Consider the following 11,986-nt stretch of genomic DNA (forward strand, 5'->3'; position numbering starts at 1 on the left):
GGCCGGCGCATGCTCAAGGCGACCCTGCGCAGCTTCCTCGCGCACAAGGGGCGGCTCGCGCTCTCCGCGCTGGCCGTCGTGCTGTCCGTGGCGTTCGTCGCGGGCAGCCTGATCTTCTCGGACACCGTGAGCCGCACCTTCGACCGGCTCTTCGCCTCCACCTCGGCCGATGTCACCGTGAGCCCCAAGGAGGGCCCCGACGAGACGCTGCCCTCGGGCCAGACGGCGACGGTGCCCGCGAGCCTCGCCGGGCGGCTGGCGAAGGTGGACGGGGTCGCGGACGCCCGCGTCGACGCCGCCGTCGAGAACGTCACGGTCGTCGACAAGAAGAACAAGTCCGTCGGCCCGACCACCGGCGCCCCCACCATCGCCACCAACTGGTACGCCTCCGACCGCAGCCCCGTGAAGCTCACCTCGGGCCACGCCCCGCACGGCGCGGGCCAGGCGATGCTCGACGCCGACACCGCCGACAAGAAGGACCTGGAGATCGGCGACACCCTCACCGTCCTCGCCCGGCCCGGCTCGTTCAAGGTGGAGATCGTCGGCATCGCCACCTTCACCACGACCAACCCCGGAGCCGCGCTCCTGTTCGTCGACACCCCCACCGCCCAGCGCCACCTCCTCGGTGACACCAAGGCCGCCACGGGCATCTCCCTGGACGCGGCGCCGGGCGTCAGCGACCGGGACCTCAAGCGCCGCGTCGCCGCCGAACTGGGATCCGGCTACGAGCTCAGGACCGCCGCCGAGCAGGCCGAGTCGGACGCGGCCCAGCTGGGCGGGTTCCTGGACGTCATCAAGTACGTGATGCTCGGCTTCGCCGGGGTCGCCGTGCTGGTCGGGATCTTCCTGATCGTCAACACGTTCTCGATGCTCATCGCGCAGCGCACCCGTGAGCTCGGGCTGCTGCGCGCGCTCGGCGCCGACCACCGCCAGGTGCGCCGCTCCGTGCTGATCGAGGCGGTGCTCCTCGGCGTGGTGGGCTCCACGCTCGGGCTGGCCGCGGGCATCGGCCTGGCGGTGGGGCTCATCGAGCTGATGGGCGTGTTCGGGATGAACCTGAAGTCGACGGAGATGGTCATCGGGGTGGCGACGCCCGTCGCCGCGTATGTGGTGGGGGTCGGTGTCACCTTCGTCGCGGCCTATCTGCCCGCGCGCCGGGCCGCCCAGGTGTCCCCGATGGCGGCGCTCGCGGACGCCGAAGTCACCGGTGTGGGGCGGCCGTTGCGGACGCGGGCGATCGCCGGGGCGGTCGTGGGCGCGGCGGGGCTCGCGGCGCTCGCGGGCTGCGCGGCGGCCGACCGGACCGCGTCCGCGGCCTCGCTGCTCGGCGCCGGCATCGCCCTGACGCTCGTCGCCACCGTGGTCGCGGGGCCGCTCCTGGTGCGCCCGGTGATCCGGGTCCTGGGCGCTGCGTTCCCCGCCCTGTTCGGCTCGGTCGGCCGGATGAGCCAGCGCAACGCGCTGCGCAACCCCCGCCGCACGGGTGCCACGGCGGCGGCCCTGATGATCGGGCTCGCCCTGGTCGGCGGCCTCTCGGTGGCCAGCGCGTCGATGACGAAGTCCTTCGACCGGCAGATCGACAAGACGCTGGGCGCCGACTTCGTGGTGCAGAACGCCACCACCTTCGCGCCGTTCGCCGACGAGGTCGGCCGGAAGGTGAACGCCACCAAGGGCGCCGGGCTCGTCGTGCGGCAGCGCTTCGCGACGGTCGAGGTGACGCTGCCGGACGGCAAGCACGTCACGTCGGCGGCCGCGGGCTACGGTCCGCGCCTCGACGACGTCGTGCACCTCACGTACGCACAGGGCGACAGCGCCGCGGCGCTCGCCCCCGAACACATCGGCATGGACAAGGACTTCGCCGCCGACCACGGGGTGCGGGTCGGCTCCGTCATCCCGGTGGAGTTCCCCGGCAAACGCACCGCGCGCCTGACGGTGGGCGCCCTCACCGACCAGGACCAGGCCGAGGGCCCCGGCATGAAGGGCGGCCTCTTCGTCGGCTACGGGACGATGACGCAGTACGTGCCGGGCGGCCAGGACGTCGCGCTCATGGTCAACGCCGCCGCGGGCACCGACCCCGACACGCTGCGCCAGAACCTGGAGCGCGCCCTCGACCCGTATCCGCAGGTGCGCGTCCTCGACCAGGCCGACTACAAGGAGCTGATCCGGCAGCAGATCGCGGTGCTGCTCTACCTCGTGTACGCGCTGCTCGGCCTCGCGATCGTCATCGCGGTCCTCGGCGTGGTCAACACCCTTGCCCTGTCGGTGGTCGAGCGCACCCGGGAGATCGGGCTGCTGCGCGCCATCGGTCTCGCACGGCGTCAGCTGCGCCGCATGATCCGCCTGGAGTCGGTGGTGATCGCCGTGTTCGGCGCGGTCCTCGGGCTCGCGCTCGGCCTGGTGTGGGGCGTCGCGGTGAGCCAGGTGCTGGCGCTGCAGGGCATGAAGGAGTTCGCGGTGCCCTGGACGACGCTCGTCGCGGTGGTCCTCGGCTCGGTCGTGGTGGGGATCGTGGCGGCGCTGCTGCCCGCACTGCGTGCATCCCGCATGAATGTACTGGCGGCGATCGCGCACGAGTGATGGACTGACGGCCTCGACATGCTCAACTTCCGTTTTCCCGAGGTGAGTTCATGAGCCGTCCGTTCCGCTTCGGCGTCACCATGATGACCCCCACCGGGGGCGAGGAGTGGCGCAGGAAGTGCCGCAGGGCCGAGGACCTCGGCTACGACGTCATCCTGGTCCCGGACCACCTCGGCCTGCCCGCGCCCTTTCCTGCGGTCGTCGCCGCGGCCGAGGCGACCGAACGGCCCCGGGTCGGCACGTTCGTGCTCAACGCCGGGTTCTGGAACCCGACGCTGCTCGCCCGCGAGGTGGCCACGACCGATGCCCTCACCGGCGGCCGGCTGGAGCTCGGCCTCGGCACCGGCTATGTGAAGGCCGAACACGACGCGGCCGGGCTGCCGTTCGGGACGCCCGGCGAGCGCGTGACCCATCTGCGGCGCACCGTCGAGGAGTTGGACCGGATCCTCACCGACCCCGAGCTCCGGCCGCCGTCGCCGCAGCGGCCCCGCCCCCCGTATCTGATCGGCGGCCACGGCGACCGCATGCTGAGGCTGACCGCCGCACACGCGGACATCGCCGCGTTCCACGGCACCCGCACCGACCCCGCCGACCCGGGCGGCAAGCTCATCGCGCTCCCGGCGGCACAGGTGGCGGAGCGGGTCGCGGCGTACCGGCGGTTCGCGGCGGAGCGCCGTTCGACAGCGGCACCCGCCGAGCTGAACCTGCTGCTCCAGATGGTCGTGCCCACCGGCGACCGCAGGGCAGCAGCCCGCACCGCCCTCGACAGGATCCCCTACCTCACCGAGGACGAGATCCTCGACCTGCCGATCCTCCTCATCGGGACGGTCGCGCAGCAGGCGGAGCAACTGCGCGCCCAGCGGGAGCGGTACGGGTTCTCGTACATTTCCGTGCTCGAACCGGCGATGGAGGCGCTCGCCCCCGTGATCGAGGAGCTCAGCGGGAGCTGAGGCCGAGCCCGCGCGGGGCGTCCGGATCGTGAAAGGCCGGGCGGACTCGCCCGCCCTCCTGCTGAGATGACCTCATGAGTGAACTGCACATACGCCACGCCACCCCCGCCGACCTGGACGCCGTGCTCGCCTTCTGGAAGGTCGCCGCCGAGGGGACCAGCATCACCGACGACCGCGCGGGCGTGGAGCGGCTCGTCGCGCGCGACCCCGAGGCGCTGCTGCTCGCCGAGCGGGACGGGGAGCTCGCGGGCACCGTCATCGCCGGCTGGGACGGCTGGCGGGCCTCGCTCTACCGTCTTGCCGTGCACCCGGACCAGCGGAGGCGGGGCGTGGGCGGCGCCCTGCTCGACGCCGCCGAGGAGCGCTTCGTGGCGCTCGGCGGCCGCCGGGGCGACGCGATGGTCCTGGACGACAATGAACTGGCCCACCACGCCTGGCGCGCGGCGGGCTATGCGCCGCAGCCGCAGTGGAGCCGCTGGGTGAAGCCGTTCACGGAGGCGTGACCGAGGCATCGACGCAGGTCGGCCGAGTCTTCTTTGCTGCTCCTTTACCATGGGTGAGGCCCACCCCCACCCCCATCGACCGAAAGGTGTGAGCGTCCGCCCATGGGCGAGCCTCCCAGTACCCCTCGACATCGCGCGTTCCCCAGTGCCCTGGCCGACCATGGGACGGAGGTGACCCGATGACCGAAGTGCTCCTGCTCCTCGTGGCGGTGCTGCTCTCGCTGGCCTGCGGCGTCTTCGTCGCGGCGGAGTTCTCGCTCACCACGGTCGAGCGCAGCGACCTGGAGCGGGCCGTCGAGCGGGGCGAGCGCGGGGCCGCCGGGGCCCTCAAGGCCGTGCGGCACCTCACCTTCCAGCTCTCCGGCGCGCAGCTCGGCATCACCGTCACCAACCTGGTGGTCGGCATGCTCTCCGAGCCGTCCATCGCCAAGCTCATCGCGGGCCCGCTGCGCTCCCTCGGCGTGCCCGAAGGGGCGTCCTCGTCGGTGGCGCTCGTCATCGGCACGGCCCTGTCGACGGTGTTCCTGATGGTCGTCGGCGAACTGGTGCCCAAGAACTGGGCGATCTCCTCGCCGCTCGCCGTCAGCAAGCGCGTCGCCACCCCGCAGCGCCTGTTCAGCGCCGTGTTCCGGCCCTTCATCACGCACCTCAACAACACCGCGAACCGCGCCGTGCGTCGCTTCGGCATCGAGCCCGCCGAGGAGCTCGCCTCCGCGCGCGGCCCCCAGGAGCTGGCGGCCCTGGCCCGCCACTCCGCCAAGGAGGGCGCCCTGGAGGCGGACACCGCCGAGCTGTTCGTGCGCACCCTGAACCTCGCCGACCTCGACGCGGAGAACGTGATGACGCCGCGCGTCCAGGTCGTCGCCCTCGACGCCCACGCCACCTGCGAGGACGTCGCCAACGCGACCCGCGCCACCGGGCTCTCCCGCTTCCCCGTCTACCGGGGCAACCTCGACACGGTCGTCGGGGTCGTCCACATCAAGGACGTCCTGGCCGTCCCGGCCGAGCTGCGCTCCCGGCGGCCCGTGGCCGAGCTGATGCGCGAGCCGCTGCTCGTCCCGGAGACGCTGACCGTCGACCGGCTCCTGGACCGGCTCTCCGGGAAGCGCACGATGGCCGTGGTCATCGACGAGTACGGCGGCACCGCGGGCGTCGCCACCCTGGAGGACATCGTCGAGGAGGTCGTCGGCGAGGTCCGCGACGAGCACGACCCGCACGAGACCCCCGACCTGGCCGCCGCCGGGACCGACCCGGAGGGCCGCACGCTCTACTCGGCGGACGGCGCCGCCCGCACCGACCAGTTGCTGCGCGTCGGCCTGCGGGTGCCCGACGGACCGTACGAGACGCTCGCGGGCCTGCTGGCCACCGAGCTCGGCCGCATCCCCGCGGTCGGGGACCACATCGAGGTCGCCGGGTGGCGGCTCGACGTCGTGGACGCCACCGGGCGCCGGGCCGCCCGCGTCCTGCTGCACGCGCCCACCGGCGCGGACGCCGGGCCCGCCGAGGACGAGGAGGAGGACCGATGACCGCCGTCCAGCTGCTGATCGGCCTGGCGACCCTCGTCGTCAACGCCTTCTTCGTGGGCGCCGAGTTCGCGCTCATCTCGGTGCGCCGCAGCCAGATCGAACCGCATGCCGAGGAGGGCGACCGGCGCGCGACCAGCGTGCTGTGGGGCCTCAAGCACGTCTCCGCCCTGATGGCGGCGGCACAGCTCGGCATCACGCTGTGCACGCTGGTCCTCGGTGTCGTCGCCGAGCCCGCGATCGCGCACCTGCTGGAGCCGGTCTTCGACGCGGTCGGGGTGCCGCACGGCCTGGTCCACCCGATCTCGTTCGTGATCGCGCTGGCCGTGGCGACGTATCTGCACATGCTGCTCGGCGAGATGATCCCGAAGAACATCGCGCTCGCGGAGCCGGTGCGCAGCGCGCTGCTGCTCGGCCCGCCCCTGGTCGCCCTCGCCAAGGCGCTGCGCCCGGTGATCTTCGCGATCAACGCCTTCGCCAGCTTCCTGCTGAAGCTGCTGCGGGTGGAGGCCAAGGACGAGGTGTCCGCGACCTTCTCGGACGACGAACTCGCCCGGCTGGTCAAGGACTCCAGCGACGCGGGCCTGATCGACGACCGCGCGCAGGAGCGCCTGCACGACGCCCTGGAGCTGGGCCGCCGCCCGGTCAGGGACGTGGTGCTTCCGCTGGAGCGCGTCGTCTACGCGCGCGTGGGCGTCACGCCCGAGCAGCTGGAGCGGCTCTCCGCCGAGTCCGGCTTCTCCCGCTTCCCCGTGGTCGACGAGGGCCGCAGGATCGTCGGCTATCTGCACGTCAAGGACGCCCTGGACGCGGCGCCGCGCGATCTGCCGTTCCGCGTCCCGGACATGCGCGCCATCGCCCGCGTACGGGAGTCCACGCCGCTGGACGACGTGCTGACCGCGATGCGCGGCAGCCGCACGCACGTCGCCGCCGTGCTCGGCTCGGACGGCCGCCTCGCGGGCATGGTCACCATGGAGGACGTGCTGCGGGAGCTGTTCGGGCAGACCGCTTGACGCCTGCGGGCGGACCGCTCGGCGGCCGTACGAGCGGGCGGGCCGGTCAGAGGACCGGCTCGCCCGCCTGCCGGGGCCGCTCCGTGATGCCGGGCCCGCGGCCGCCGACGTTCTCCGCGCCGACGGCCGTGAGCACGGCGAGCAGGGCCGCGAACCCGGCCGTGGCGAACGCCGCCTTCCACTCCACGTCGAGCAGGTTCGTCGCCCCGGCGACCAGCACGGCGGCGAGCGCCTGCGCGAACGTACGGATGGCGCGTTCGGCGGTGGCCTTCCAGAAGGCTGCGGTCCACATGGCGGGCTCGCTCTCGTGAGGGGGCTGGGGCGGAGAAGGCGTACGGGTTTCCCCTCCTGGCATACCGCCGCCTCCCCCACCTGTCAGGCCCCGTCACCAGGGCGCCGGGTTACGATCGGCCCGCCATGGAGAAAATTGCCAACTACACCAGTCTCGTCGCGGTCGGCGACTCCTTCACCGAGGGCATGTCCGACCTCCTGCCCGACGGCAGCTACCGCGGCTGGGCCGACGTGCTCGCCGGGCGGATGGCGGCGCACACCCCCGGCTTCCGGTACGCCAACCTCGCCGTGCGCGGCAAGCTCATCGGGCAGATCGTCGACGAGCAGGTGGACGCGGCGGCCGCCATGGGCGCCGACGTGATCACGCTGGTGGGCGGGCTCAACGACACCCTGCGCCCCAAGGTCGACATGGGCCGGGTCCGCGCCCTGCTCGGCGAGGCCGTCGAGCGTCTCGCACCCGCCTGCGAGCAGCTGGTCCTGATGCGCAGCCCCGGCCGCAGCGGCCCGGTGCAGCAGCGGTTCCGCCCGCGCATGGAGGAGCTCTTCTCGTACGTCGAGGAGCTCGCGGACAAGCACGGCGCCCTCGTCGTGGACCTCTACGGCGCCCCCGTCCTCGGCGACCAGCGGATGTGGGACGTGGACCGGCTGCACCTCACCGCCGAGGGCCACCGCCGGGTCGCCGAGGCCGTGTGGCAGACCCTCGGCTACGAACCGGAGTCGGACTGGCGCGCCCCGCTGCCGCCCGCGACGCCGCCGAACTGGGCCACGCGCCGGGTCGGCGACGTCCGCTTCGCCAGGCAGCACCTGGTGCCGTGGATCGGCCGCCGTCTCACCGGCCGCTCCTCGGGCGACGGCCGCCCGCCCAAGCGCCCCGAGCTGCTGCCGTACGAGGGTGCGCACGAGAGTCCGCAGCGCTGAGCCGCTCGCCGCTCTCGTAGCTTCCGACGAACCGGCCCGCGGCGCTGGCCTGCACGAACGCCCAGTAGAATCCGTACACGTGACTGCTGCGCCTGCAAAGCCCCGTATCCCGAACGTCCTCGCCGGACGTTATGCCTCCGCCGAGCTCGCCACCCTCTGGTCGCCCGAGCAGAAGGTGAAGCTGGAGCGCCAGCTCTGGCTCGCCGTGCTGCGCGCGCAGAAGGACCTCGGGATCGAGGTGCCGGACGCCGCCATCGCCGACTACGAGCGCGTCGTCGACCAGGTGGACCTGGCCTCGATCGCCGAGCGCGAGAAGGTCACGCGCCACGACGTGAAGGCCCGCATCGAGGAGTTCAACGCCCTCGCCGGGCACGAGCACGTCCACAAGGGCATGACCTCCCGCGACCTCACCGAGAACGTGGAGCAGCTGCAGATCCGGCTCTCCCTGGAGCTGGTGCGCGGCCGCGCCGTCGCGGTGCTCGCCCGGCTCGGAAAGCTCGCCGCGGAGTACGGCGAGCTCGTCATGGCGGGCCGCTCGCACAACGTCGCCGCGCAGGCCACGACGCTCGGCAAGCGGTTCGCGACCGGCGCCGACGAGCTGCTCGTCGCCTTCCGCCGGGTGGACGAGCTGATCGCCCGCTACCCGCTGCGCGGCATCAAGGGTCCCGTCGGCACCGCCCAGGACATGCTCGACCTGCTCGGCGGCGACGCCCAGAAGCTGGCGGAGCTGGAACAGCGCATCGCCTCCCACCTCGGCTTCGAGTCGGCCTTCACCTCGGTCGGCCAGGTCTACCCGCGCTCCCTCGACTACGACGTCGTCACCGCCCTGGTGCAGCTCGCCGCGGCGCCCTCGTCGATCGCCAAGACGATCCGGCTGATGGCCGGGCACGAGCTGGTCACCGAGGGCTTCAAGCCGGGCCAGGTCGGCTCGTCGGCGATGCCGCACAAGATGAACACCCGCTCCTGCGAGCGCGTCAACGGCCTCACCGTGATCCTGCGCGGCTACGCCTCCATGACCGGTGAGCTCGCGGGCGACCAGTGGAACGAGGGCGACGTCTCCTGCTCGGTGGTGCGCCGGGTCGCGCTGCCCGACGCGTTCTTCGCGCTCGACGGGCTCCTGGAGACCTTCCTGACGGTGCTCGACGAGTTCGGGGCCTTCCCGGCCGTCGTCGCGCGTGAGCTGGACCGCTACCTGCCGTTCCTCGCGACGACGAAGGTGCTGATGGCGTCGGTGCGCGCGGGCGTCGGGCGCGAGGAGGCCCACGAGGCGATCAAGGAGAACGCGGTCGCCTCGGCCCTCGCGATGCGCGAGCAGGGCGCCGAGCGCAATGAGCTCCTGGACAAGCTGGCCGCGGACTCCCGCATCCCGCTGGACCGGTCGCAGCTCGACGCACTCATGGCCGACAAGCTGTCGTTCACGGGTGCCGCGAGCGACCAGGTCGCCTCGGTGGTCAGGCAGATCGAGGCGCTCGCCAAGCAGTACCCGGCCGCGGCGGCGTACGCGCCGGGCGCGATCCTCTAACCGCGCTTCGCCATGCGGTGCTCGCCCTTGCCCGCCCTGCGCACCCGCAGGGCGACGAAGGCGAGCACCGCCAGGGCCACGACGACGAGCACGGCCTTGGAGTACAGGCCGACCAGGTCCGTCACCTCGTGCCAACGGGCGCCCAGGGCATGGCCGATGAGCACGAAGACCGTGTTCCAGATGAGGCTGCCCGCCGTGGTCAGGGCCAGGAAGACGGGCAGGCCCATGCGTTCGACGCCCGCCGGGACCGAGATCATGCTGCGGAAGATCGGCACCATCCGGCCGAAGAAGACCGCCTTGGTGCCGTGCCGGGCGAACCAGCGCTCCGTCTTCTCGATGTCCGCGGCCTTCACCAGGGGCAGCCGCGCCGCGATCGCCACGGTCCGGTCCCGGCCGAGCAGCGCGCCCACCGCGTAGAGCGCGAGCGCCCCGACGACCGAGCCGGCCGTCGTCCACACCAGGACGGCGAGCAGGCTCAACTCCCCCTGGCTCGCGGCGAATCCGGCGAGCGGCAGAATCACCTCGCTGGGCAGCGGCGGGAAGAGGTTCTCCAGGGCGATGGCGGCCCCGGCACCGGCCGCGCCCAGGGATTCCATGAGTCCGGCGGCCCAGCCTGCGATGCCGCCCGCCGGGGCTTCGTAGGCGGCAAGCTCGTACGCGTTGTTGGGGATCATGCCGTCAAGGCTAGGAAACCTGCAGGTCACAGCGGTATGCGGGGCGCCGCAGAGTGCGGGTGCGGGCGGCCGCAGCGCAAGGGTGCGGTTTTCCGCAGTCCGCCGGGAGGAGCGCTCGGCTAGCGTGGCCGATCATGCGTACCCACCTCCACAGCTGGCTGCGCCGTGCCGGGGGCGTCCTGGCCGGGGCGCTCACCGCCGTCCCCGGGCTCGCCTTTTCGGCCGTGGCGGGCTTGTGGCTGCTCGTGGCGCCCGGGCGCGGCCGGGACCGGCGCACGGGAGAGGCCCAAGTCCTGCGCGGCGCCGCCCTGTTGGCGCGGGCCGAGCGGCGCCGCATGGCCCGCTGGTACGGCACCGACCCCGGTCCCGTGGACCCGGGCCGCCCCGCCCTCGCCTATGTCGCCGCACGCTGCGGGACGGGGCTGCTCGGCGGGCTGGTGCTGCTGTGCGGGGCCATCGGCGCCGCGTACGGCTCGCTGCTGCTGTGGGGCTGGTTCGTGATCGACCTCGACCGGTGGTCGTTCACCGTGGTCGCCTCCTCGTTCGGCGGGCTCTTCCTGCTCTTCCTGTGCGCGCAGGGGGTGTACGCCGTCGCGCTGATGGAGGAGCGGCTGGCCCGGCACTTCCTCGGGCCGAACGACCGCGCGCGCATGGAGCGCCGGATCGGCGAGCTGGCCGCGAGCCGCGCCGGGGTCGTCGAGGCCGTGCACGACGAGCGGCGCCGCATCGAGCGCGACCTCCACGACGGGGTGCAGCAGCGCCTGGTCGCCCTCGGCATGCTGCTCGGCCGGGCCCGCCGCGCCCCCGACCCGGACAAGTCCGCCCTGCTGCTCCGCCAGGCCCACGAGGAGGCGCAGCGGGCCCTCGGTGAACTGCGCGACGTGGCCTGGCGCGTCTACCCGGCGGCGCTGGACGAGGGCGGGCTCGCCGCCGCCCTGGAGACCGTCGCGGAACGCGCCGGGATCCCCGTACGCCTGGAGTGCGCGCTGCGGGACACGCCGCCGCCGGCCGCGCAGTCCGTGGCCTACTTCGTGGCCGCCGAGGCCGTCACCAACGCGGTCAAGCACTCCGGCGCCACCCGGGTCTCCGTCCTCGTGGAGCGGCGCGCCGACGCGCTGCGGCTGTGCGTCGAGGACGACGGCCGGGGCGGGGCCGACCCCGGGGGCGGCGGGCTGCTCGGCCTGTCCCGGCGCGTGGCCGCGCTGGACGGCACCCTCTCCGTGTCCAGCCCGGCCGGAGGTCCCACCGTCATCACCGCGGAGCTGCCGTGCGCGTCATGATCGCCGAGGATTCGACCCTGCTGCGGGAGGGCCTCGTCCGGCTGCTCGCGGACGAGGGGCACACCGTCACCGCCGCGGTGGGCGACGCGCGGGCGCTGCTCGACGCGGTGGCCGCCGAACCGCCGGACGTCGCCGTGATCGACGTCCGGATGCCGCCCACGCACACCGACGAGGGGCTGCGCGCCGCCCTGGAGATCCGGGAGCGCTGGCCGGGGACGGGGGCGCTCGTCCTGTCGCAGTACGTGGAACGGCGGTACGCCACCGAGCTGTTGACCACGGAGACCGAGGGCGTCGGGTATCTGCTGAAGGACCGGGTCGTGCAGGTCGACGAGTTCCTCGACGCGCTCGGCCGGGTCGGCGCGGGGCAGACCGCCTTCGACCCGGAGGTGGTGCGCCAGCTCCTCGCCCGCTCGCGCCACGCCGACCCGCTGCAGCGCCTCACCCCGCGCGAGGGCGAGGTGCTCGGCAAGATGGCGCAGGGCCACACGAACGCGGCGATCGCGGCGCAGCTGCACGTCTCGCAGAGCGCCGTCGAGAAGTACATCAACGCGATCTTCGACAAGCTCGAACTGAGCGGCACCACGGGGTACAGCCGACGGGTCCTCGCCGTGCTGCGCTACCTCGGGACGTGACCTCGGGACGTGACCTCGCGACGTGGCCTCGCGACACACGCTCGTGCCACCCGCTTCTGAATACGGCACCGCCCTTTAGAGATCAAGGGCGCTCAGAAGAGGG

11 protein-coding genes are annotated in these 11,986 nt (G+C 73.2%); 9 read left to right on the forward strand and 2 right to left on the reverse strand.

Annotated features, from left to right (window positions below):
- Window positions 1-9: 9 nt before the first annotated feature.
- The 5 genes from ACQB60_RS39540 (at window position 10) to ACQB60_RS39560 (ending at window position 6,566) form a co-directional block, all read left to right on the forward strand.
- A complete protein-coding gene (locus tag ACQB60_RS39540) occupies window positions 10-2,577 on the forward strand; it encodes an ABC transporter permease (RefSeq protein ID WP_496930925.1) in 2,568 nt (855 codons plus the stop codon).
- A gap of 50 nt (window positions 2,578-2,627) precedes the next feature.
- A complete protein-coding gene (locus ACQB60_RS39545) occupies window positions 2,628-3,527 on the forward strand; it encodes a TIGR03621 family F420-dependent LLM class oxidoreductase (protein ID WP_496930926.1) in 900 nt (299 codons plus the stop codon).
- A 74-nt stretch (window positions 3,528-3,601) separates the two neighbouring features.
- Window positions 3,602-4,030, forward strand: coding sequence for a GNAT family N-acetyltransferase (locus ACQB60_RS39550; protein ID WP_496930927.1), 429 nt, complete (start codon window positions 3,602-3,604; stop codon window positions 4,028-4,030).
- Between the two features lie 179 nt (window positions 4,031-4,209).
- On the forward strand, window positions 4,210-5,556 hold the full coding sequence (locus ACQB60_RS39555; protein ID WP_496930928.1) for a hemolysin family protein: 1,347 nt from the start codon (window positions 4,210-4,212) through the stop codon (window positions 5,554-5,556).
- The gene (locus ACQB60_RS39560; protein WP_496930929.1) at window positions 5,553-6,566 is read left to right on the forward strand and encodes a hemolysin family protein; all 1,014 of its coding nucleotides are present in this window, start codon (window positions 5,553-5,555) and stop codon (window positions 6,564-6,566) included. The genes ACQB60_RS39555 and ACQB60_RS39560 overlap by 4 nt, the downstream gene beginning before the upstream one ends.
- A gap of 46 nt (window positions 6,567-6,612) precedes the next feature.
- On the opposite strand, the gene ACQB60_RS39565 is transcribed toward ACQB60_RS39560, so the two are convergent.
- Complete coding sequence (locus ACQB60_RS39565) at window positions 6,613-6,858, reverse strand: holin (protein ID WP_496930930.1); 246 nt, start codon at window positions 6,856-6,858, stop codon at window positions 6,613-6,615.
- Between the two features lie 125 nt (window positions 6,859-6,983).
- Here ACQB60_RS39565 and ACQB60_RS39570 point away from each other — a divergent pair, with 125 nt between their 5' ends.
- Both ACQB60_RS39570 and purB read left to right on the forward strand, forming a co-directional pair.
- Window positions 6,984-7,775, forward strand: coding sequence for an SGNH/GDSL hydrolase family protein (locus tag ACQB60_RS39570; protein WP_496930931.1), 792 nt, complete (start codon window positions 6,984-6,986; stop codon window positions 7,773-7,775).
- A gap of 79 nt (window positions 7,776-7,854) precedes the next feature.
- The gene (gene purB, locus ACQB60_RS39575; RefSeq protein ID WP_496930932.1) at window positions 7,855-9,297 is read left to right on the forward strand and encodes an adenylosuccinate lyase; all 1,443 of its coding nucleotides are present in this window, start codon (window positions 7,855-7,857) and stop codon (window positions 9,295-9,297) included.
- Here purB and ACQB60_RS39580 read toward each other — a convergent pair.
- A complete protein-coding gene (locus ACQB60_RS39580) occupies window positions 9,294-9,893 on the reverse strand; it encodes a DedA family protein (protein ID WP_496930985.1) in 600 nt (199 codons plus the stop codon). The two genes, purB and ACQB60_RS39580, sit on opposite strands and share 4 nt — an antisense overlap.
- Before the next feature lie 212 nt (window positions 9,894-10,105).
- On the opposite strand from ACQB60_RS39580, the gene ACQB60_RS39585 reads away from it, so the two are divergent.
- Together ACQB60_RS39585 and ACQB60_RS39590 are read left to right on the forward strand one after the other, a co-directional pair.
- Window positions 10,106-11,251, forward strand: a complete 1,146-nt coding sequence (locus ACQB60_RS39585; RefSeq protein ID WP_496930933.1) for a sensor histidine kinase — start codon at window positions 10,106-10,108, stop codon at window positions 11,249-11,251.
- Window positions 11,248-11,883, forward strand: a complete 636-nt coding sequence (locus ACQB60_RS39590; protein WP_496930934.1) for a response regulator transcription factor — start codon at window positions 11,248-11,250, stop codon at window positions 11,881-11,883. Before ACQB60_RS39585 ends, ACQB60_RS39590 begins: the two co-directional genes overlap by 4 nt.
- Window positions 11,884-11,986: the final 103 nt, after the last annotated feature.

The organism is Streptomyces odontotermitis (assembly GCF_050510915.1).
Classification (GTDB): Bacteria; Actinomycetota; Actinomycetes; order Streptomycetales; family Streptomycetaceae; genus Streptomyces.

What these genes read in the sequence shown, in the direction of transcription:
- ACQB60_RS39540 (WP_496930925.1), top strand. Translation starts at nt 10, where the DNA reads ATGCTCAAGGCGACCCTGCGCAGCTTCCTCGCGCACAAGGGGCGGCTC.
- ACQB60_RS39545 (WP_496930926.1), top strand. Translation starts at nt 2,628, where the DNA reads ATGAGCCGTCCGTTCCGCTTCGGCGTCACCATGATGACCCCCACCGGG.
- ACQB60_RS39550 (WP_496930927.1), top strand. Translation starts at nt 3,602, where the DNA reads ATGAGTGAACTGCACATACGCCACGCCACCCCCGCCGACCTGGACGCC.
- ACQB60_RS39555 (WP_496930928.1), top strand. Translation starts at nt 4,210, where the DNA reads ATGACCGAAGTGCTCCTGCTCCTCGTGGCGGTGCTGCTCTCGCTGGCC.
- ACQB60_RS39560 (WP_496930929.1), top strand. Translation starts at nt 5,553, where the DNA reads ATGACCGCCGTCCAGCTGCTGATCGGCCTGGCGACCCTCGTCGTCAAC.
- ACQB60_RS39565 (WP_496930930.1), bottom strand. Translation starts at nt 6,858, where the DNA reads ATGTGGACCGCAGCCTTCTGGAAGGCCACCGCCGAACGCGCCATCCGT.
- ACQB60_RS39570 (WP_496930931.1), top strand. Translation starts at nt 6,984, where the DNA reads ATGGAGAAAATTGCCAACTACACCAGTCTCGTCGCGGTCGGCGACTCC.
- ACQB60_RS39580 (WP_496930985.1), bottom strand. Translation starts at nt 9,893, where the DNA reads ATGGAATCCCTGGGCGCGGCCGGTGCCGGGGCCGCCATCGCCCTGGAG.
- ACQB60_RS39585 (WP_496930933.1), top strand. Translation starts at nt 10,106, where the DNA reads ATGCGTACCCACCTCCACAGCTGGCTGCGCCGTGCCGGGGGCGTCCTG.
- ACQB60_RS39590 (WP_496930934.1), top strand. Translation starts at nt 11,248, where the DNA reads ATGATCGCCGAGGATTCGACCCTGCTGCGGGAGGGCCTCGTCCGGCTG.